This window comes from Parabacteroides sp. AM08-6 (genome assembly GCF_003473295.1).
Lineage (GTDB): Bacteria > Bacteroidota > Bacteroidia > Bacteroidales > Tannerellaceae > Parabacteroides.
In genome coordinates this window covers 51125-72874 of record NZ_QRMP01000007.1, presented here as the reverse complement: position 1 = coordinate 72874, position 21750 = coordinate 51125, and the positions used below count along the sequence as shown (strand labels likewise).

Sequence of the window (21750 nt, the reverse complement as noted above, 5' to 3'; positions counted from 1 at the left end):
TTCCATTACCACTCTTTGTCAGTTTTACGACGCTGCTGTTGCTGTGCCTGCGCCTTCTTCACTTTCTCTTGAGTCTCCTTTTCGTCCTGCAAGAAAGCATCCAACATCTGTTGAGCATTATCCTTGCTCATTTGCTCATTCTGATGTTGCTGATCTTGTGTTTTATCATCTTTTTTATTATCTTGTTGCTGGTCCTGCTGCTGTTGCTGCTGGTCATCCTTTTTATCTTGATCTTTGTCCTGATCTTTATTTTGATCTTGGTTCTGATCATCATTTTGTTGCTGCTGATCTTGCAACAATTTTTGTGCCAAAGCTAAATTATAGCGTGTTTCATCATCTTTCGGATTTAAACGTAAAGATTGTTTGTAGGCTTCGACACTTTTGGCATATTCTTTCGTCTGCATGCCAATATTTCCGACATTATGAAAAATTTCAGCCAACCGGGTTCTTCCTTCCGGTGTTTCCATCATTTTTTCAGCTTGTCCGGCTGCGAGTTGATACTGTTCGGCCGCTTCCGGGAACTTCTTCTGTTTATATAGCGAATTAGCCAAATTGTAAGTTCCTTCCGTTGAACGGGGATTAACATCCAAACTTTTCCGATAAGCAATTTCTGATTCGGTATATTTTTCCTGTTCGTAAAGTTTATTTCCTTCACGCACATTCTTGCGTTCCGCTTTTTGGGCAAAAGCTGCACCGGAACAGAATAGCAAAATCAAAGAAAACAGTTTTACTTTTCTGAAAATACGATTCTTCCGGCTCAATGTCATGAAGTCGACCAGCAAAAGAATTAATGCAATCCAAGCAAATGTCTGGAAGCGTTCGTCATATTCAGAATACACTTTACTATCCAATTCCGATTTATTCATCTTTTCTATTTCTTTCTGCAAGGCTCGCAAGGCTGAATTTGTATTATCGGCACGCACATAAGTACCATGCCCGGCTGCTGCTATTTCCTGACACATTTCTTCGTTCAGTTTAGTAATAACGACATTCCCTTCCCTATCTTTCATGAAATCATTATTGCCTCCGACGGGAATTGGTGTTCCCTTTGGGTCTCCCATTCCGACAATATTCACATGGATTCCTTTTTCGGCTGCTGCCGCAGCGGCTTTTACCGCATCGTCCTCATGGTTTTCACCATCGGTTATCAAGACAATAGCCTTATCCGACGTTTCACTGGGAGTAAACGAGCGCATGGCCAGATTGATGGCAGCCCCGATTGCCGTACCTTGTGTCGAAACCATCGAAGGATTGATTGATGATAAAAACATTTTAGCCGATACATAATCCGATGTAATCGGTAACTGCGTAAAAGCATCACCGGCAAAAACTATCAACCCGACTTTATCATTCGAGAAACCATCTGTCAGCTTGGACAACATTTGTTTGGCCTTCTCCAACCGGTTCGGGGTTACATCTTCTGCCAACATGGAATTGGAGACGTCGAGACAGACCATAATTTCTACTCCCTGACGTTTTACCGTTTCAAGTTTGGAACCGAACTGAGGTCCGGCTATCACAATTATAACCATCGCAATGGCTCCAAACAACAGCCAAAACTTCAGGTGCTGGCGTTTGGGCGATACCTCCGGCATCAACTCTTCCAGCAATTCGGGATTACCATATTTCTTTATTGCCTTTTTTTTCAGGATGATTGCATATACATAAAATGCAATCAATGCCGGAAGAACAAAAAGCAAGTATAAAAATTCCGGATGTGCAAAACGAAACATAAGCCTTTTTTATTTACGGTATATTTCTTAACAATGTATTTCTCAATAATATCTCCACCAGCAACAATGAGAACAGCAACAAAGCCCAGTTTTTATATTCCTCCTGCTTCTTGCTATACTCTTGCACGCTAATCTTAGTCTTTTCCATTTTATCGATTTCGGAATAGATTTCCTTCAGACTTGTATTGTCTGTAGCCCGGAAATATTGTCCGCCTGTCGTAGCAGCAATCTGCTTCAATGTCGGTTCGTCAATATCTACCGGTAGATTCTGGATTTTTACACCAAAAGCTGTCTGATACGGAAAAGGTGCTTCTCCTCTCGTTCCTACGCCGATGGTATAAACTCGGATGCCAAATGTCTTGGCTATTTCGGCTGCTGTAACCGGAGCGATTTCGCCGGTATTGTTCACACCATCGGTTAGAAGGATGATTACTTTCGATTTCGCCTGGCTATCCTTGATGCGACTTACCGCATTCGCAAGTCCTAAACCGATGGCCGTCCCGTCCTGGATAATACCCGGCTGGACATCTTTGAAAAGGTTTAGCAAAACAGTATGGTCGGTTGTCAGCGGACATTGCGTGAAGCTTTCCGCAGCAAATACAACCAACCCGATATTATCGTTTTGCCGGCCGTTGATAAAAGCCGAAGCTACATCTTTGGATGCTTCCAAGCGATTCGGTTTCAAGTCCATCGCCATCATACTGGTCGAAATATCCATTGCCAGCACAATGTCGATACCCTCCGTCGAAGAATTTTGCCAACTATTAGTAGATTGCGGCCGTGCCAACACCACTATCAAGACTCCAATAGCCGCCATGCGCAATATAAACGGGACATGGCGCAACCACACTTTCCAAGAACTTGCCCCCGGTGCGTCAAAACCGTCGGAAGAGGAGACCTGCAAACTTGCCTGACTTTTGCTAAGTTTGTAGATATACCATCCAATCAGCGGGATGAGCAATAATAACAAATACAGATATGTCGGATTTGCAAATATCATCTTATTCTTTTGTTATAGTTGAATCGTTTGTATCAGCAGGTTTTTCTCCTGCCGTTTCTTCTGTCACGGCCGGCACTTCTACCTGCTTTGTCTGATTAATAAACAGATAAGCATTCATCATACTCAAATCATTTTCGTCGGGTAACGGATTCATCTTGGCAAATTTCACAAAGTCTGCCAATTGCATAATCTGTTTCAGATTTTCATAAACGGAAGTTGCTTCTTCCTGCTTACGGATAATATCCAGAATTTCGCCCGAAGTCATTTCCATCGCATTGATACCGAAACGTTCCACAATATACCGGCGCAGCGTTTCTGTTATTAATGTATGGTATTCTTTACTGAGTCCTTGTTGCCAGAGTTTCTGTTGTTTGATTTCATCCAATTCCTTCATTGCCTGTTCGTAAGGCGGAAGTTTGGGTTCTGCCTTCTTGAACGGGATAATCGGTTTCTTGTTCCGAATACGTTGAATGACATAGCCTATCACGCATATCAGGAAGAGTGCAAACAAGACACCGAATATCCAAGGATAATAATCTGCCAGGACAAACAGCGGTTTCCAAACGTTCTTGATATCGTAAAATTCTTCCGGTTTGTCCACATTTACCGGAACGGTCGATACTTTCAGTGCTATCTGATTGGAATAGATTGTATCGCTACCGTCTACCGCAACAAACGGGGGCAAGAGATACAAAGATGAATCAAACGAAGTAACCAACAAGTCTTGCTTTATCAGCAGGCGATTGTTCTCTATCAGAGTGGAGTCGGCCTTGGGTATATCCAGCACTTCTACCCCACGCATCAAGGTATCGCGCGGAATGATAAGCTGCACACCTTTGTCCTTGTCGGTCGTCAATGTCAAATGTAAAACAGTCTGTTCTCCGATAAGGATGGCTGCCGAGTCGACCTTCACATCCAGCAGAGTCGATTGCGCATAAGTATTACCTCCGGTCAAAAACGTTCCGGCCAGTGCAAGAAACAGAATGCTTTTCTTTATTAATTTCATTTGCATGCTTTAATTACGTTTATCAAAAAGAGCAATTAATGCTTTCACATAATCGTCCTCTGTCCGGACAGATACCGCATCGACACGGCATTTCTTGAAAGAATCGCTCATGGCTGCCTGACGGCGGTCCCACCATTCCTTATAAGCCGCACGGACCCGCTCGGACGAGCTGTCCACCCAACGTTCGACTCCTGTTTCAGCATCTTTTATCTTTATAAGGCCGACAGAGGGGAGTTCCGTTTCGCGACGGTCATATACCTGGATAGCCACCACGTCGTGTTTGCGGTTGGCAATGGTGAGCGCGTCCTTGAATCCTTCTTTATCGATGAAATCGGAAATCAGGAATGTCGTGCAACGCTTTTTTATGGCATTGGTCAGATATTTCAGTGCCTGGGCGATATTTGTCTTTTTCTCTTCCGGATGAAAATCTATCAGTTCGCGAATGATATATAGAATGTGTTTTTTCCCTTTCTGGGGAGGAATAAACTTTTCTATCTTATCGGAGAAGAACACCACGCCAATCTTATCATTGTTTTGAATGGCCGAAAAGGCCAACGTGGCGGCTATTTCCGTAATGATTTCTTTCTTCATCACATTCACGGAACCAAAGTCTCTACTGCCGGATACGTCTATCAGCAACATCACTGTCAGTTCGCGTTCCTCTTCAAACACTTTCACGTAGGGGCGGACGTAACGGGCAGTGACATTCCAGTCTATATCGCGGATATCGTCGCCGTATTGATATTCGCGTACTTCGCTGAACGCCATACCGCGTCCTTTGAAAGCCGAATGGTATTGCCCGGCAAATATATTCCGGGACAAACCGCGCGTCTTTATCTCAATCCGACGGACTTTTTTTAATAGTTCACTTGTTTCCATTCCTTTTCAGTTGAAATTTATGTTGTTTTTCTTTTCCCATCCTGGGAAAGCTCCGTTTCTTCCTTTCCAGAGCCGTCCCGACTTGGGACGACAGCTTTTCAGCCTGTTTTTGCTTTTCCCGACTTGGGACGACAACTTTTCAGCTTATTTTTGCCTTTCCCAACTTGGGATGACAACTTTTCAGCTTGCTTTTGCTCTTCCCAACTTGGGACGGACACTTTCCACTCGTTTTTCTCTCGTCCCAACCCGGGACGGAGATTCCGCGGATTTAGGGTACTTCAACCTTGTTCAGGATTTCACTGATAACTTCTTCCGAAGTCAAATTGTTTGCTTCCGCTTCGTAGCTCAAGCCGATACGGTGGCGCATCACGTCGTGGCAAACGGCGCGGACATCTTCCGGAATCACATAACCTCTGCGTTTGATGAACGCGTATGCGCGGGCGGCCAATGCCAAGTTGATGGATGCACGCGGGGAGGCTCCGAACGAAATCATATTCGACAGGTTTGCCAGGCCATGTTCCTGCGGGAAACGGGTGGCGAATACGATGTCGACGATGTAGCGTTCTATTTTTTCGTCCAGATATACTTCGCGAACGACATTGCGGGCTTCCAGGATTTCCTGTTTGCTCAGAATAGGTTTGATTTCCGGCCGAGCTCCCGAAATGTTCTGGCGGATAATCAGTTTTTCTTCTTCCTTCTTCGGATAGTTGATGATGACTTTCAGCATGAAACGGTCTACCTGGGCTTCAGGCAACGGATAAGTTCCTTCTTGTTCAATCGGGTTCTGGGTGGCCATTACCAAGAAAGGTTCCGGCAGTTTGTAGGTGTTTTCGCTGATTGTCACCTGGCGTTCCTGCATGGCTTCCAGAAGTGCACTCTGCACTTTAGCCGGTGCACGGTTGATTTCATCGGCTAATACAAAGTTGGCAAAAACCGGACCTTGCTTAACCAGGAATTCTTCATTTTTCTGACTGTAAATCATCGTACCTATAACATCGGCCGGCAACAAGTCCGGTGTGAACTGAATACGGCTGTATTTCGCATCAATCAGTGATGCCAGGGTCTTAATGGCCAACGTCTTTGCCAAACCGGGAACACCTTCCAAAAGGATGTGTCCATCCGAAAGCAGACCTATCAATAATGATTCAACCAAATGTTTCTGTCCAACAATTACTTGGTCCATTCCCATCGTAATCATGTTCACAAACGAACTTTTACTTTCGATTCGCTCGTTCAACTCACGAATGTCTACTGTCTGACTCATAGATTTTCTTAATTATATTGTTATTGTTTATTCTGTATTTTTTTAAGTTGCACAAAATTAGAAATGTTAAATTCGTATTCTACACTTTCGCAGTTAAATAATACTAACCCGGACAAATCTATTTTGTTTTATTTTACTTAAAAGGGAGAGTTCCCGTCACAACTCACGGTTTATTATCTCTGTTTGGAGAGCTGCTGCTTTTTCCAAGGAGACGCGGTCGCGGGGATTAATGCCGTATATTTCCGGTGCGGGTATTTCGAGAGTCGTCCCGATTGGAATATCATTCGGATTTTTTATGATTGCTTTATTGTATTCATAGATGTAAACCCAGAATATTTTTTTCCCGTAATACTTCTGGGCGATAAGAGTCAGGTGGGTACCGGGTTCTATTTTCTCCTGGCCAATCACGGTCTGCTTAACTGTAATCGTATCCGGAGCTGATTGTGCAGCTACCGGTATTTCATTTTCTGATTTACCGGTTATCGAATCTTGATTTCCTACCGATACCGTGGCTGTGTCCGGCATATGAACCGGAACGGTCTGCTTTTCCTCTACAGTAACTGGTTCGATATCCTTTTTTTGCAGAAAAGTATGACGGTTCAGATAAATGAAAACATTCATGGCTACCAAAAAAAGAAGAAAAAGCGCAATAAACCAATTTCTCTTGACTGACGATTTTGGGATAGTCGTGGGAGGATTCGGCGGTAAAGGTTCCTGTTCGTTCACTGGTTGTTCCGGTTCCGGAATTATAGTTTCAGGAGCAATTTCCTGTTCCGGCATTGCAAGAGCTTCTTCCTCCGCATTTTTCTCCGGCTGAGGCTGTGGTAGTTGTTCTTCTATTTGTTCTTCCGGCATTACTTCTTCCACAGATTCGTCCTCCGTCTCTTTCACTTCCGTTTCTTCAGAGACATCCAGTTCCGAGAAATCGGTTGTCTCATTCAGCTCGGTTGTCTCAAAAAAAGAGAAAGGTTTGTTGACCAGTTCTTTCAGCTCTCGGTCCGGGAGAAAAGAGAACTTATAATGTTCGGGAATCAAAAAACGTTCGCCGGTATTCACATGGATGCTTTCACGTTTCTCGACCGTAATAATCTTAAAAGTTCCCAGTCCTTTTACCTTTACGATTTTATCGGCGTACACACCGTTTGTTACAACAGCGATGAACTCTTTTAGAAAACGCTCGGTATTTGTCTTGTCTTTTCCAGTATATTCGGCTAACAAACCAGCCAAATCCTGTATTGTCAGCCGGTTATTCATTTTTGCTCATTTCTTTAAGTTTAGTTTTCAAGGTTGTTCCGGGTTTAAAAACGGGAACAAGTTTAGGCGGAACCAGATAACGTTTGCCATTCGATGGATTTACAGTTATCCGTTCTGCTTTCTTTTTCAGTTCAAACTGTCCAAATCCTTGTAAGTATATTGTATCGTTATCCATTAGGCGGGAGCTGATTATGGAGTTGAGCACAGAAAGCGTGTCTGTTACTTCCTGAGAAGTCCATTCCATTCGTGAGGATAGTTCCGTTATCAATTCCCTGTTTTTCATATCCACATTCATTAATAGATTATGCAGCTATATTAGTTATTTTTTCGTAAACGAACAAACTTGTTTGCAGTTTTTATATCATTAAAACACTTCTCCGTATAAATCAAAAGCTTGTGCTTCTTCGACTTTCACTTGATAAAACTGGCCGGGTATCAAAAATTGGTTTTTGTAAACTAGCATTTCCGGGTCAACCTCCGGAGAGTCGAATTCCGTGCGACCGATATAAAAATCATCTTCTTCACGGTCGATAATCACCTTGAAGTCTTTTCCTATCTTAGCCGTATTTACATCAGCCGAAATTCTTTCCTGTATACGCATCAGATAGTCCAAACGCTCTTGCTTAACTTCCGGAGTGACATCATCCGTATAATTCTTGTAGGCGTAAGTACCTTCTTCATGGCTGTAGGCGAAAGCTCCCATGCGTTCAAAACGAACTTTTTTGACAAACTCGACCAGTTCTTCAAAATCCTGTTCTGTTTCGCCGGGATGACCCACCATGAGAGTTGTACGCAAATGTAATCCGGGTACTTCTTCACGCATGCGTTGTATCAGAGCATACGTTTCTTCGCTTGTTATATTGCGCCGCATCTTCTTCAGCATCGGATTACTGATATGCTGCAAAGCGATGTCCATATATTTACAAACATTTTCTCGTTCGCGCATCACACGCAGCAAATCGTAAGGGAAATGTGAAGGATAACCATAATGCAGACGTATCCATTCCACACCCGGAATATCCGACAAGCGTTCTATCAGTTCCGGCAATGCGCATCGATTATACAGGTCAAGGCCATAATAAGTCAAATCCTGCGCAATCACCTGAAATTCTTTCACGCCTCGTTCCACCAATAAACGAACCTGGCTTTCAATATCTTCCATTGGCAAAGATTGATAATGTCCGGTACTGATAGGAATCGCACAATAGGAACAGGTACGATTGCAACCTTCTGCTATTTTCAAATAAGCATAATGTTTCGGAGTCGTCAGAATACGGTCGGAAGCCAATTCACGGTAATACGATTTGCCCAAATCCGCCAATAACTCTTTCCAATTGAATTTTCCATAGAAACGGTCAACTTCCGGTAATTCTCTTTCCAAATCTTTCAGGAAACGTTCGGAAAGACAGCCCATAACAAAGAGCTTACCTATCTTCCCTTTTTTCTTAGCTTCGCCCAAATCCAAAATCATATTAATGGATTCTTCCTGGGCATCCCCTATAAAACCACAAGTATTGACAACAACAATTTCCCCGTTGATTTTATGTGGGTCATGTTCGACGGAATAACCGTTTGCAACGAATTGGCGCATTAATTGCTCTGAGTCTACCAGATTTTTGGAACAACCCAGTGTAATAATATCTACTTTATTTTTCCGCATTTCTTTGTGATAAAAAAAGCTCTGAAAGTTCTATTCTAATTTAAATAATCCATCTACGCAAGTAACGTGGTGCTCTTTAATCCCTATCTCATCCATCCAATGCCGGGTCTCAAAAGTTTTCAAATTTCCCGTATTGATTCCTTGTCCCTGATCGTTGTTCCATACCCAGAGAGGAGTTGGCCACAAGCAAGCTTTAAATTTTATTGTCTTATAAAACTGTTCATTACACCCTTGCTGTCCATGATGGGCTACTTGCAAATAATCGCAGTCCAAATCTTTCCGGAAAGGACCTGTTAAAACTTTATTTCCACATTCAACTCCGGCATCTCCTAAAAAAACGATTGATTTCTCTTTATCCCATACTCTAATAATCATACTGGAATTATTATATGGATTCATACGAAATTCTTCATTTGTTACTCCCAGTATCTTAAAATTCAATCCGTCTATCCTTTCAGTCAATCCTGGTATTGTTTGATTGAGAACTTCAATCCCTGATTTATCCAAGACCTCGTAAAATTCAAATGCATATTTATCATAAGGCTGCTCACACCGAAGCAAATCATCAGAAAAACGAGAATGATAGACTTTGTGTATTTTCATTCCTTTCGGTTCTTTCAATATTTCAGTCAATGCACCTACATGATCGTTATGAGGATGAGTAACAATCCATGCTTCAACCTCATTCCCCAATGCAGCAATAAACCCTCGCAGAAAAAGAGTCTCATCTTTCATTCCTCCATCCATCACAATCACTCTTCCTTTATCTGTCAGGAAAACATATGAATTTCCAATCGTATTTACCTGAGAAGGTATTTGCCACATCGCAAATCCGGACTTCCCATAAATATACATAGGAGCAGACAGCAAAGTAAATAACAAAAAGAAGATTAACTTTTTCATCATTAACGATTTTACTCTCCGAAAAGAGAATTTACAAATTCTTTTTTATTAAAAACCTGAAGATCTTCTATACCTTCTCCCAAACCAATATACTTTACCGGAATACGGAAATGGTCGGAAATACCAATCACTACCCCACCTTTAGCCGTACCATCCAGCTTTGTCACGGCAAGAGCATTCACTTCGGTAGCCGCCGTAAATTGTTTAGCCTGTTCAAACGCATTCTGTCCGGTAGAGCCATCCAAAACCAAAAGAATTTCATGAGGAGCATCAGGCACAACTTTCTTCATAACATTCTTTATCTTAGTAAGCTCATTCATTAAGTTTATCTTATTGTGTAAACGACCTGCCGTATCGATAATCACGACATCCGCCCCGTTTACCTTAGCCGAACTTAGTGTATCAAAAGCAACGGAGGCAGGATCCGAACCCATTTTCTGCTTTACAATTGGTACTCCTACCCGTTCACTCCAAATTACAAGTTGTTCGACTGCTGCGGCACGGAAAGTATCCGCTGCTCCAAGATAAACATTTTTCCCTGCTTTTTTAAACTGATAAGCTAATTTGCCGATTGTAGTCGTTTTCCCCACACCGTTTACACCGACAACCATAATCACGTATGGTTTCTTATCTTCCGGTAAAGAAAACATTTCAGCATCGTCTGTATTATTTTCAGTAAGCAAGGCTGCTATTTCTTCACGGAGCAAAGCTGTTAATTCCTGAGTAGTCACATACTTATCCTTAGCGACACGCTTTTCGATACGGGAAATTATTTTTAGCGTTGTATCTACTCCGACATCAGACGTAATCAAAACTTCCTCAAGATTATCCAATACCTCGTCGTCTACCTTGCTCTTCCCCGCAACAGCTCTGGTAATCTTCGAGAATACGTTTTCTTTTGTCTTTGACAATCCTTTGTCTAAAGTTTCCTTTTTTTCTTTACTGAAAAAACTAAAAATACCCATATTTTACTTGCTTAAATGATTTTCTATTGAATGAGTGCGCTAAATTACTAAATAATTGAGAAATTCTGTCAGCTCATTCTGTTTTTATAATCTTCATAATCAAAAGTTCGATATATCTCCAGTTTGCCTTCTTTTCTCCATAAAGCTAACGAGGGATGCGGTATACCATTAAACATTGTCGTTTTCACAATAGTATAATGTATCATATCTTCAAAAATAAGTTTATCACCTATTTTTAACGGCTTCTCAAATGACCAGTCTCCCATAAAGTCACCACTCAGACAACTGTTGCCACCAATACGATAAGTAGGCTTTCCTTCCACGGGGTCCGTAGCGAAACGAATAACGGGTTTATAGGGCATTTCCAGACAATCCGGCATGTGGCAAGTAAATGAAGCGTCCATGATAGCTGTTTTTATCCCATGGTTTTCCACGATATCGACAACCGTAGTCAACAGAAAGCCAGTCTGCCAGGCAAAAGCGCTACCTGGCTCCATGATAATTTCCAGATTAGGGTATTTGGACTTAAATGCCTGCAGCAAAGAAATCAAATGTTCCGTATCATAGCCTTTTCGAGTCATCAAATGTCCGCCTCCCATATTCAACCATTTTACAGACGACAAAAAACGACCGAAACGTTTCTCCACTTCTGTCAATGTTTTCTCCAAGTCATATGAAGATGACTCGCACAGGGTATGAAAATGAAGTCCCTCAATTCCTTCCGGCAGTTTTTCCCCCAGCAAATCGCTTACCACCCCCATTCGAGACCCCGGAGCACAGGGATTATACAAATCCGTTTCTACATCCGAATATTCAGGATTGATACGTAAACCGCATGAAACCTTATTACCATCAGCCTGTACCATCGGATAAAAACGCTCAAACTGCGTCAACGAATTAAAGGTCACATGACTACTGTATTTCAATATCGCAGGGAAATCCGCCTCTGTATATGCAGGAGAATAGGTATGTGCACGACTTCCCATTTCTTCGTATGCTAATTGTGCTTCATACTTAGAACTGGCAGTCGAATACGGAATATATTCCCGCACAATCGGAAAAGCTTTCCACATGGCAAAAGCTTTAAATGCCAATATGATATTCACGCCCGCCCGCTCCTTGACACTTTTGATAAGCGACAGGTTCCTGCGAAGCAAATCTTCTTCCATCACATAACAAGGAGATGGTATTGTATTGAAATCTATCATGTTTCCTACCCGATTTTAAATCAAAGTGCAAAGATAGAAAATAATATCATCTTTCATGTTTTAACAATATTTATTCCATTCCCACTTGATTACCTACTTAATATTAGTAGCTTTGTGAAAAAATAGTAGATTGTTCATTAAAAAAATTACACAACAATGGAAAGATTAACAGCACAAGAAGAGGATATCATGTTGTATATCTGGAAACTGGGTCCCTGTTTCATACGTGACATTTTGAACGAAATGCCAGAACCCCGTCCCCCTTATACAAGTGTGGCATCAGTTGTACGCAACCTGGAAAAGAAAAAATATGTAACCCCTAAAAAGTTCGGTACGGTTATCCAGTTTAGCCCACGGATTAAAGAATCTGTATATAAACGAACATTTATGTCAAATGTAGTCCGGAATTATTTTACGGGTTCATACAAAGAAATGGTTTCATTTTTTGTACGCGACCGGAAACTCTCCAAAAGCGATTTGCAAGAATTGATGAAACAAATAGAAAACGAAGAATAGTAATCTAAAAAAATGCCGGTTATATATGGAAAATTCGATATTCCTATATTTCATAAAGATTAATCTGGCAATAGCATTATTGTACATCTGCTATCGTCTCCTGTTTCAGCATGATACATTCTTTCGTCTCAGGCGGTTTACGCTACTATTCATTTACTTCGCTGCTTTTTTTTATCAATTGCCGGATCTTAGTAGTTGGTTGTCCAATCATTCGGGTGTGACAGAGATGGTCTCTTATTATTCAAATTTCATACCCAAGGAAACTATTGTAACAACTGAAGATACGATAACACAATCAGGGTGGCAAGATGCTCTTTTTTCATGCTTGCAATGGGGATATATAGCAGGCGTAATAGTCTTGTTTTTAAGATGTATATTTGAATTATCGAACGTTGTATGCACCTATTACACATGTAAAAAGACTCATATCAACGGAATAAGAGTCTGCCTTTTACCGAAAGCGGAAGCAGCATATTCTTTCTTCGGATGGATATTTATCTATCCCAAGCAATACAGCCGGACAGATTTGAATGAAATATTGCTTCATGAACAGACACACGTCAGGTTAAAACATACTCTGGACTTGGTTGTCAGTGAAATTATCAGCATTATATGTTGGATAAATCCGTGTGCATGGTTGATAAAGAAGGAAATCAGTATTAATCAGGAATACCAAGCTGATCAGGAAGTATTATATGCCGGATATAACAAAAAAAGGTATCAATATTTACTCATCGGATTGGGACATTCCAATAAGGCTATAGCAAAATTATATAATAACTTTAGTGTCTTACCATTAAAAAAGAGAATTAGTATGTTAAACAAAAAAAGAACAAACAGCGTAGTCAGGATAAAATATCTGGCTTTGCTACCATTAGTTGGAGGCTTGTTGTTAATCAATAACATTGATACAATGGCACACCTCGTCACTGAACAAATGACAGAGACAGAACCTGTCTCCACTGCTGAAATTCACAAACCGGTGACATTACCGGAAGAAACAACCGCTCCTCTTCCTCCGGATAATGAAACAAAATATACAATTTGTGATGTTATGCCTAAATATCCTGGAAGTAAGGAAGAACTTATCGATTTTATCAATAAAAATATCAAGTATCCGGAAGAAGCACTAAAAAAAAGGATATCAGGAAGAGTTTCCGTATCTTTTCTTGTTAACAAAGACGGCAGTTTGAGTGACTTTGTTGTTCGCCGTTCAGCTTCTCCGTTATTAGACGCAGAGGCTATAAGAGTTGCTAAATTAATGCCAAAGTGGATTCCGGGTAAGCTGAAAGATAAAACGGTCACTTGCTATTATACGATACCTATTTCTTTTAAATTACCAAAGAAGTAAACTGGCTTTTTCCCTTTTTAAGATGGTAAGAAAAAAGGGTATGAAATCTTCATCATGCCTGCGAAGCGAATAAAGATAACATACCCTGCCCCTTCTTAAAAAGGGAAAATATTTTCTAGGTTTTTACAATCTGAATTGCCACTATCCCAATATAGTTAAACGGGCAAACTTCAGTAATAACTGCTTCTGTCCAAAATTCATAAAAGTAACAGTAGCTTTGATATTCCCCCCCTCACCTTCTATAGCGGTGACCTCGCCTTCTCCAAAGCGGTCGTGACGGACCTTAGTTCCGACATGAAGTCCTGACAGGTTGGAAGCCGGCAAAGATGAAGCGGTTGACGTCGTATCCACTTTGGTTAAACGTTGTTGACATTTGACAGCTTGAGATGTTGGCGAAACATACGTATCTTGTTCCGGTTCAACAGCCTTAGGCTGCTGGAAAGAAGAATTAAATGCCGCAGGACGCTGAAAACGTTCGCGTACGGCTGCAAAAGTATCTCCGGATTGTACCTCCGGCATATTTAGAAATCGGACATCTATATCTTTCAAAAAACGACTGGGAGAACACATGACACTTTGTCCATTCCGGTAACGGCTTTTGGCAAACGTAAGGATACAGTTCTGTTCAGCGCGGGTAATTGCTACATAAAACAAACGCCTCTCTTCTTCGATTGCCCTCGAATTATCTTTTGCCATTAGCGATGGAAACAAATCTTCTTCCAGACCAACCACAAAAACATTCTTAAATTCCAACCCTTTTGCAGCATGGACAGTCATCATTGTCACTTTATTAGCTTGCTCATCTTTATCATTATCCTGATCTGTCAGAAGAGACACTTCAGATAGAAAATCCGCCAAAGAAACATGTTCTATACCTTCCTCTTTCCGGATTTCACAAAACTCGGAAATACCTTTCAGTAATTCCTGCAAATTTTCCTGTTTGCTAATACCTTCCACGGAGCGGTCCTGAAATAATGTACTGACAATTCCACTTTCTTTCACGACAATGGATGTGATCTCTTCAGCAGACATTTGTGCATTACGGCTGATAAAACTTTCAATCAATTCCCGGAAACCTGTTAATTTTTTCGCTGTACCATTATTAATGGGAAGAGCAAAACCAATCGGGTCATTCAATATAGTCCAAAGGCTTACATTTTTTTCATTTGCAGCTGTAATTAACTTTTCGAGTGTTGTTTCGCCAATACCCCGAACCGGATAATTGATAACACGTTTAAAAGCCTCTTCGTCATGTGGATTGATAATCAGACGCAGATACGAAATGACATCTTTTATCTCTTTCCGCTGATAGAAAGAAAGACCACCATATATTTTATAAGGAATCCCCCGCTTTCGCAACGCCTCTTCCAAGATACGTGATTGAGCATTTGTACGATACAGAATCGCAAAATCCGCATAGTCATAATTTTGCATCCGCATATCGTTTATTTTTCCGGCAACCGCATATCCTTCCTCATAATCCGAATAAGAAGCACAAACACAAACCTTGCTTCCCTCTTCCTTTTCCGAATAAACCGTTTTATGTATTTGCTGGGTATTCTTATGTATCAAGCTATTGGCTGCATTTACTATATTCTGTGTAGAGCGATAATTTCTTTCCAATTTAAAAATATGGCAACCCGGATACAAATTCTTAAATTGCAAAATATTATCAATATTTGCACCACGGAAAGAATAGATACTTTGGGCATCATCTCCTACGACACAGATACGGCGATGTTGTTCACATATACGTTGTACAATCAAATGTTGTGCAAAATTCGTATCCTGATATTCATCTACTAAAACAAACTGAAAAAAATTACGGTATTTTTCCAATACATCCAAGTGATCGCGAAAGAGAATATTAGTTTGCAACAACAAATCATCAAAATCCATTGCACCGGCCTGCTGACAACGATTCTGATAACGTTTGTAAATATCCCGGAGCAAAGGCATTTTACATTCCATATCATGCTCGACCAATTCTTTATTTTGTTCGTAAGCCTTATAAGTGATTAACGCATTCTTAGCATTAGAAATACGGCTTTGTATCATATTCAGGCGATAAACTTTATCATCCAGTTGCATTTCTTTTATGATGGAACGTAGCAAACTTTTAGAATCGGCTGTATCATAAATGGTAAAATTGGACGGATATCCGATATGTTCGGCTTCATAACGAAGAATACGCGAAAAAATGGAATGAAATGTTCCCATCCATAAACGACGGGCTGTCTGTTCGTCAGTCAAGGTGGCAATACGCTCTTTCATTTCACGGGCAGCCTTATTGGTAAAGGTCAAAGCCAAAATACTCTGAGGAGGTAGTCCTTGGTGCAATAAATAAGCTATTTTGTAAGTCAGCACACGTGTCTTTCCCGAACCGGCCCCAGCTATCACCAACGAAGGACCTTCTGTATAGACAACCGCTTCGTACTGACTTTTATTTAATTGTTTCAGATATTCTTCCACACACTTCTTTTTATTAAAAGCACAAAGGTATGAAATTTTATTTATCTCTATTCCTCGAGTCATCGTTCTCGATGCTACAAGTTACTTTCCTGACTTTTTCTTTCAGAGAAGCAAACGTATAACTATCTGACATTTATCTGACAATTGCATGACAATCTGTTATTCGGAAGAAATTCGCCCCTATAAACAAATTTCTCAACTAACTATTATAATAAATCCTTATCTTCGGACGTTATTTTTAACGAAATGATGTTTACAGAATAATATGATGAACACACGATTAACAGCTAATCTGTCTGTATTTTCAACATTTGCCCTGCTTTTGCTTTCATTCAGTTTCGGTTTTCATAGTTATTCCAAAACCGAAGAAGCAATCGTTTCCGATTTGAACCAAGCATTGCAACGGACCATCATGCAAAAGTCCAACTTGTGGATGAGCCAGGACACCTTGCAAACATATTCCCGCTTATCGACTGTTTTTGGGAATCCAATATATATAGAAAGCTATAATAAAGAGTTTTCTGAAGCCTTAAATTTTTCAGAAATAAAAGAGAAAACCGGTATTATCGTACAAGTCAAAAATAAAAAAGAAACAGCCAATCCCCTACCGGTTACAAACAAGAAGTTAGCAGACAATTATCTGGCAAGTGATACTGTTATATGGATTTCCGCCACTCCAAAAGCAAATACTCAGCTCGAAGATATAGGCATTTCTTTCCAAGGGTATGCGAATTGTTCCCCATTCATTATTCTTACATTAATGAATAAGACTTTTCCTCTTTTATTTTTATTCTTAGCTTTTATTTCAGCAGCAGGCTTTATTTATCTCCATCGTTATAAATCAATGAGTTGCCATGAAAACAAAAACACAGTCGTTTATGGTAACCTTATTCTTTCATGTGACAAAGCCTCTTTTTATAAAAAAGACGGTGAAAAATTGAAACTAACTCCACAACAATATGAACTGATGGAAATGTTTTTCCGCTCATCCACTCATATTCTGAGCCGTTCTGAAATTTGCGAAGCCCTGTGGCCCGGAAAAATAAATGCGGATGAAACGTTAAACACGCTCATCCGCAGGTTACGTCCGCTGATAGAAGACAATACCAACCTAAAAATCACTACCGACCGTGGTCGGGCCTATGTCTTAGAAGAAACATTGGTCTAAAAAGTCAGACCAGCGGTACAATATTGTATCTTTCTATTCCGATTTGATACTTTTTACCGGATTTTCATTTGAGACCCTCCAGGCACGTATTGTAACACAGACGATTATGATAGCTAACACAACAATACCACAAGAGATAAACAAAGTCGCTCCCATCGATATTTTAACAACAAACTGCATCAACCAGTTATTTCCAGTGAAATAGGCAACCATAAGGCCTATCAGTATAGCCGGAATAGCTGTAAAGGAAACATCCCGTGAAATAACAAACAAGATATCTTCTGCTTTAGCCCCGTTAACTTTACGAATTGCTATTTCCTTACTACGTCGGTGTATTTCATCTTCTGTGTACCCTAACAATCCCAATAAAGTTATTATCAGCATAATTATGGATGCCGATAATATCGAGTTACGAAATAGACGTGCAGTCTTGTAACTTTCCGTTATCCGGGTAGAATAATCTATAAAACAAGCATCATCATTGTTCAGCAATTCGCGTAACCGGGCATTTAGCTCACTTAATAAAACCGGATTCAGGTCATTTAAGCGGATAACAAGGTTATTACTACCAGTCCAAGTTGCATCCATTTCTCCTTTAGAATACATCACTAACGGAGGAATTTCGTTCTGCAACGAACCAATCTGAAAATCCTTCATGACACCGATAACTTCAGCTGTTTCTCCTTCTAGCCGGAATGTTTTACCAACAAAGGGTTCGTTCCAATGCATTTTTTGTGTAAAGGTTTCGTTTACGATAGCATGATTATAATCCAGTCTGCTTTCTGAAAAATTCTCCCCTTCCTTTAGATGAATACGCAATGTTTCTATAAAATCCTTATCTGCCGACATCACGCGTGAGGAGAACAAAAACTCTTCTTTATCTTGTTCGGAAACCACACTACCATTCATTCCGTCAATCGGAAGAGCAGTTGTTATAGTCACTTTTTCCACTTCCGGCATACGGCTGAATTCTGACTTTAAACGTGTAATCTGTTCACCGCTAACATCTCCCATATCAGCCGCACTGATAATATACTCGGTTGTATATCCCAAATCTTTATTAATCATCAAGCTATATTGCTTTGTAATTATCACTAGTAAAGTTAACATAAATGCAATACCTAGAAATTGGACAAATAATAAAGTTCGTTTCCAATACCGTTTATTGGCTGTATAAGTACGAAAAACCTGAGTAACAGGTATTATGGAAAAAATTCGAGCAGGAATAACACCTGCCAACAATAACAAAGAAACAACCACAACTAAAGTAACCCACAAATTACTCAAAGAAAAAATATTTATCAAAGATGCCTGTATCAGGCTTTCTATCTGTCCACGAAAAATCAAAATCAAAATAATAGCCAAGATGAATGAAATGAGTACCAAAGAAAAGGTTTCATAAATAAACATCGCAAATATATTCCCATCTGATGCTCCGTTGCACTTATGGACACCTACCGATTTGGCCCGTACAGCCAACGATGAAATTGAAATCAATACATAATTCATGGCAGAAACAAATAGCAAGGAAAAAGCCAAAAGACTCAATATCTGAAGCATACGTTTAATTGTAGAATCCGTGGAGTGTAATTCCGTTACCGGTTTTAAATAGTAATCAAACATGATACCTTTAGCCTTAAAAGCTTCTACATCATAATATTTAGGCAATATACCCGGTATTTTAGCTTCGACTTCTTTTGCCGAAACATTAGGACGAAGTTTCACATATCCCATATAAGCATCGTTATTCATCCAGCCGGGATGGTATCCCCAAGCTTGCGTCAGTGTTTTAAAGGAAAGTACAGCATCAAAAGGTAGATGCGTATTTTTGGGTATATCCTCAAACACGCCTGCTATAGTTACCGGCTCCGTCTTATTCAATAAGATTGTTTTACCAACCGGATTCTCCAAACCGAATATACGATGTGCTGCAGAACTTGATAAAAACATATTTAATGACAAAGCAAGTTTCATTTTATCACCTTCTAATATTTTATATCCGAAAACATCAAAAAAGGAAGAATCAGCAATACAAACTTTCTCTTTATATATTTTATCGTCATATTTCATCATCATATCATTCTGCCAGCCGGAAATGACCGTAGCATCCTCTACTTCATTTAAATCATCCCGCATAGCCCCGGGGACAGGTGCATTAATAATCGGACCCTTATATTTAAACGCTTCATTATCCTTCATAGTCAGATTACGTTGGATACTATATATCCGATCCGCATCCGGGTAAAAGTTATCATAACTCAACTCGAAAGCCACTTGTGAAAATAAAACCAGTCCCACAACCAAACCAAGCGTCAACGATATAACTTTAATCAAGTTATTTCCTCTACTACGTATCAAATAGCGGAATGTGTAAAATAATTGTTTCATAATATAGCATTGTTTTTATTGACATCTTGAAAAACAAGAAATATAATTCAATAAAGACAAAATACGTGCCACACACATTAAACTACTGATATACAACACAATGTACAATAATGCAAAAAACTAAGATTGTCCAAAATTTTGACACCACTGTATAATTATTAGACAACTATCAAAGAAGTAAACTATCCGTCTCAACTACAAAATATAAATGATAAAAAAATACCAGACAATTGATTTACGTTTTTATTATCTTTGCAAAATAATTAAGAATCAACGTATATTTCTTCCAATCACAAAATAGGGTAATGTTAACACACATAATTAATATGAATTCATTGACTACGATATATCTTCATATACTAATGCTGTCATCTGAAGCTATTCTTAGCGGATTGTTGTTATTGTTCATGCTAACCACTTTCATCTTACTTTTCTTGTTGATAAAAAGCCGCAAAAAACAGGCATTAAGCAGGAACATCCGAGAGTCTCAACAATTTTGTCTGAATATCTTGGACAACCTGCCATTTCCGGTCTTTGTCAAAGACATTAATGATAATTTCAAATATAAATTGTGGAACAAAGAGGCTGAGCTTCAATCCGGTACAAGCAGGGAAAATATAATCGGGCATTCTGATTTTGAAATTTACGGAGAAGAAAGAGGACGTAAGTACAGAGAAATAGATGAACAATTAATACAAAGCGGGAAAAGCTACCGGGCAGAGGAAGGTTATGTAACTCCCGACGGAGTCCAACATAGCACGATTGTAGATAAATCAATCGTTTCAAGTGAAGAAAATCATTGGCTGTTGATAGTTCGTTGGGATATTACCCCAATAAAAGAATATGAGAAAAAATTGATTCAGGCAAAAGAAGAATTGGAAAACGCTGTTAAAAATCAAAATCTCGTGCTCAACAGTATTAATTTCGGACTGGTATATATTGATAAGAATTACAAAGTACAATGGGAAGCTACATCCAATCTCAAAGAATTAGCCAAAAACAGACATTATACAGCAGGCAAAGTTTGTTACGAAACGGTAATGGGACGCCAAAGTCCTTGTCCTCATTGTGCTCTTAGTGAAGCGATTAAAAAAGGGACATCCGTACGACATGAATGGGTCGAAGACGATGTGACCATCGAAATCAGTGCACTTCCTATTTATAACGATTTGAGCAAAGAAATATCCGGAGGATTAATGAAAATCGAAAATATTTCAGACAAAAAGCGGATTGAACATTTAATGTATGAAGTAAAGAAGGCAGATGAAGCCAATCGTTTAAAATCAGCCTTCTTGGCAAATATGAGCCATGAAATCCGCACACCTTTAAATGCGATAATCGGTTTTTCCAATCTATTGACAGAAACAGATGACCCGAAAGAAAAAAAGGAATTTATGCATATCATCAGTGCAAATAATGAATTGCTACTGCAACTTATCAACGATATCATCGATATGGCTAAAATAGAATCCGGCACATTGGATTTTTCCTATGTAGATACGGATATCAACGAGCTTATGGGAAACATCAGACAACAAATGCAACTAAAAAATACAAGACCGGAAACTGTTGAAATAGAATTTACCCAAAAGCAATCCTCCTGTATCATCAATACAGACCGAAATAGAATCATGCAGGTATTGATTAACTTTATTACGAATGCCATGAAATTTACCCAAGATGGTTATATTCACTTCGGCTATGATAAAACTGAAAAAGAAATATTCTTTTTTGTTAAAGATACGGGCATTGGTATACCTGAAAATCAGAAGGAAAAAATATTCGACAGATTTGTCAAACTAAATACTTTCGCGCAAGGAACAGGTCTTGGACTACCAATCTCAGCTATGATTGTCGAAAAACTAGGAGGTACAATAGGTGTAGATTCTAAAATCGGAGAAGGTTCTACTTTCTGGTTTAAACTTCCCATCCCTTGAAAATCCGTTTTTTTTCGTATTTTTGCAGCCCAATTATAGGACTTGT

17 protein-coding genes and 1 pseudogene are annotated in these 21750 nt (G+C 39.7%); 4 read left to right on the top strand and 14 right to left on the bottom strand.

The window, feature by feature from the left end; genetic code table 11:
* Positions 1 to 5: 5 nt before the first annotated feature.
* The 12 genes and pseudogenes from DW103_RS18420 to nspC all read right to left on the bottom strand — a co-directional run bounded on the left by DW103_RS18420 (position 6) and on the right by nspC (position 11872).
* Positions 6 to 659 carry a tetratricopeptide repeat protein gene (locus DW103_RS18420; protein WP_370453467.1) on the bottom strand — a complete coding sequence of 218 codons (654 nt, stop codon included), beginning with the start codon at positions 657 to 659 and terminating at the stop codon, positions 6 to 8.
* Between the two features lie 57 nt (positions 660 to 716).
* A pseudogene (locus DW103_RS18415) lies at positions 717 to 1733 on the bottom strand (VWA domain-containing protein); the annotation flags it as partial.
* Between the two features lie 13 nt (positions 1734 to 1746).
* Positions 1747 to 2733, bottom strand: coding sequence for a VWA domain-containing protein (locus tag DW103_RS07080; RefSeq protein ID WP_122274960.1), 987 nt, complete (start codon positions 2731 to 2733; stop codon positions 1747 to 1749).
* A 1-nt stretch (position 2734) separates the two neighbouring features.
* Positions 2735 to 3739: a hypothetical protein gene (locus DW103_RS07075; RefSeq protein ID WP_122275045.1), complete on the bottom strand. Its 1005-nt coding sequence runs from the start codon at positions 3737 to 3739 to the stop codon at positions 2735 to 2737.
* A gap of 9 nt (positions 3740 to 3748) precedes the next feature.
* Positions 3749 to 4618, bottom strand: coding sequence for a DUF58 domain-containing protein (locus DW103_RS07070; protein ID WP_122274959.1), 870 nt, complete (start codon positions 4616 to 4618; stop codon positions 3749 to 3751).
* 268 nt (positions 4619 to 4886) lie between these two features.
* Positions 4887 to 5882, bottom strand: a complete 996-nt coding sequence (locus DW103_RS07065) for a MoxR family ATPase (RefSeq protein WP_122274958.1) — start codon at positions 5880 to 5882, stop codon at positions 4887 to 4889.
* Between the two features lie 156 nt (positions 5883 to 6038).
* A complete protein-coding gene (locus DW103_RS07060; protein ID WP_122274957.1) occupies positions 6039 to 7136 on the bottom strand; it encodes an HU family DNA-binding protein in 1098 nt (365 codons plus the stop codon).
* Complete coding sequence (locus DW103_RS07055; protein ID WP_122275044.1) at positions 7129 to 7419, bottom strand: HU family DNA-binding protein; 291 nt, start codon at positions 7417 to 7419, stop codon at positions 7129 to 7131. Before DW103_RS07055 ends, DW103_RS07060 begins: the two co-directional genes overlap by 8 nt.
* An 81-nt stretch (positions 7420 to 7500) precedes the next feature.
* The gene (gene rimO, locus DW103_RS07050; protein ID WP_122274956.1) at positions 7501 to 8796 is read right to left on the bottom strand and encodes a 30S ribosomal protein S12 methylthiotransferase RimO; all 1296 of its coding nucleotides are present in this window, start codon (positions 8794 to 8796) and stop codon (positions 7501 to 7503) included.
* Positions 8797 to 8826: 30 nt separating this feature from the next.
* Positions 8827 to 9702, bottom strand: a complete 876-nt coding sequence (locus DW103_RS07045; RefSeq protein WP_122274955.1) for a ComEC/Rec2 family competence protein — start codon at positions 9700 to 9702, stop codon at positions 8827 to 8829.
* Positions 9703 to 9710: 8 nt separating this feature from the next.
* On the bottom strand, positions 9711 to 10664 hold the full coding sequence (gene ftsY / locus DW103_RS07040) for a signal recognition particle-docking protein FtsY (protein ID WP_122274954.1): 954 nt from the start codon (positions 10662 to 10664) through the stop codon (positions 9711 to 9713).
* Between the two features lie 68 nt (positions 10665 to 10732).
* A complete protein-coding gene (nspC, locus tag DW103_RS07035; protein WP_122274953.1) occupies positions 10733 to 11872 on the bottom strand; it encodes a carboxynorspermidine decarboxylase in 1140 nt (379 codons plus the stop codon).
* Between the two features lie 156 nt (positions 11873 to 12028).
* Here nspC and DW103_RS07030 point away from each other — a divergent pair, with 156 nt between their 5' ends.
* Both DW103_RS07030 and DW103_RS07025 read left to right on the top strand, forming a co-directional pair.
* On the top strand, positions 12029 to 12388 hold the full coding sequence (locus DW103_RS07030) for a BlaI/MecI/CopY family transcriptional regulator (RefSeq protein ID WP_122274952.1): 360 nt from the start codon (positions 12029 to 12031) through the stop codon (positions 12386 to 12388).
* A 25-nt stretch (positions 12389 to 12413) separates the two neighbouring features.
* Positions 12414 to 13739, top strand: coding sequence for a M56 family metallopeptidase (locus DW103_RS07025; RefSeq protein ID WP_122274951.1), 1326 nt, complete (start codon positions 12414 to 12416; stop codon positions 13737 to 13739).
* A 141-nt stretch (positions 13740 to 13880) separates the two neighbouring features.
* Here the strand turns inward: DW103_RS07025 and DW103_RS07020 are convergent, their stop codons facing one another.
* Positions 13881 to 16211, bottom strand: a complete 2331-nt coding sequence (locus DW103_RS07020; RefSeq protein WP_122274950.1) for an ATP-dependent helicase — start codon at positions 16209 to 16211, stop codon at positions 13881 to 13883.
* Between the two features lie 265 nt (positions 16212 to 16476).
* Here DW103_RS07020 and DW103_RS07015 point away from each other — a divergent pair, with 265 nt between their 5' ends.
* Positions 16477 to 17379 carry a helix-turn-helix domain-containing protein gene (locus DW103_RS07015; RefSeq protein ID WP_233545633.1) on the top strand — a complete coding sequence of 301 codons (903 nt, stop codon included), beginning with the start codon at positions 16477 to 16479 and terminating at the stop codon, positions 17377 to 17379.
* A 33-nt stretch (positions 17380 to 17412) separates the two neighbouring features.
* On the opposite strand, the gene DW103_RS07010 is transcribed toward DW103_RS07015, so the two are convergent.
* Positions 17413 to 19767 (bottom strand): ABC transporter permease, encoded by a 2355-nt coding sequence (locus DW103_RS07010; protein WP_122274949.1) that lies wholly within the window; start codon positions 19765 to 19767, stop codon positions 17413 to 17415.
* Positions 19768 to 20093: 326 nt separating this feature from the next.
* Between DW103_RS07010 and DW103_RS07005 the strand changes: the two genes are divergently transcribed.
* Positions 20094 to 21704, top strand: coding sequence for an ATP-binding protein (locus DW103_RS07005; RefSeq protein ID WP_122275042.1), 1611 nt, complete (start codon positions 20094 to 20096; stop codon positions 21702 to 21704).
* Positions 21705 to 21750: the final 46 nt, after the last annotated feature.

What these genes read in the sequence shown, in the direction of transcription:
- DW103_RS07080 (WP_122274960.1), bottom strand. Translation starts at nt 2,733, where the DNA reads ATGATATTTGCAAATCCGACATATCTGTATTTGTTATTATTGCTCATC.
- DW103_RS07075 (WP_122275045.1), bottom strand. Translation starts at nt 3,739, where the DNA reads ATGAAATTAATAAAGAAAAGCATTCTGTTTCTTGCACTGGCCGGAACG.
- DW103_RS07070 (WP_122274959.1), bottom strand. Translation starts at nt 4,618, where the DNA reads ATGGAAACAAGTGAACTATTAAAAAAAGTCCGTCGGATTGAGATAAAG.
- DW103_RS07065 (WP_122274958.1), bottom strand. Translation starts at nt 5,882, where the DNA reads ATGAGTCAGACAGTAGACATTCGTGAGTTGAACGAGCGAATCGAAAGT.
- DW103_RS07060 (WP_122274957.1), bottom strand. Translation starts at nt 7,136, where the DNA reads ATGAATAACCGGCTGACAATACAGGATTTGGCTGGTTTGTTAGCCGAA.
- DW103_RS07055 (WP_122275044.1), bottom strand. Translation starts at nt 7,419, where the DNA reads ATGAAAAACAGGGAATTGATAACGGAACTATCCTCACGAATGGAATGG.
- rimO (WP_122274956.1), bottom strand. Translation starts at nt 8,796, where the DNA reads ATGCGGAAAAATAAAGTAGATATTATTACACTGGGTTGTTCCAAAAAT.
- DW103_RS07045 (WP_122274955.1), bottom strand. Translation starts at nt 9,702, where the DNA reads ATGATGAAAAAGTTAATCTTCTTTTTGTTATTTACTTTGCTGTCTGCT.
- ftsY (WP_122274954.1), bottom strand. Translation starts at nt 10,664, where the DNA reads ATGGGTATTTTTAGTTTTTTCAGTAAAGAAAAAAAGGAAACTTTAGAC.
- nspC (WP_122274953.1), bottom strand. Translation starts at nt 11,872, where the DNA reads ATGATAGATTTCAATACAATACCATCTCCTTGTTATGTGATGGAAGAA.
- DW103_RS07030 (WP_122274952.1), top strand. Translation starts at nt 12,029, where the DNA reads ATGGAAAGATTAACAGCACAAGAAGAGGATATCATGTTGTATATCTGG.
- DW103_RS07025 (WP_122274951.1), top strand. Translation starts at nt 12,414, where the DNA reads ATGGAAAATTCGATATTCCTATATTTCATAAAGATTAATCTGGCAATA.
- DW103_RS07015 (WP_233545633.1), top strand. Translation starts at nt 16,477, where the DNA reads ATGATGAACACACGATTAACAGCTAATCTGTCTGTATTTTCAACATTT.
- DW103_RS07010 (WP_122274949.1), bottom strand. Translation starts at nt 19,767, where the DNA reads ATGAAACAATTATTTTACACATTCCGCTATTTGATACGTAGTAGAGGA.
- DW103_RS07005 (WP_122275042.1), top strand. Translation starts at nt 20,094, where the DNA reads ATGAATTCATTGACTACGATATATCTTCATATACTAATGCTGTCATCT.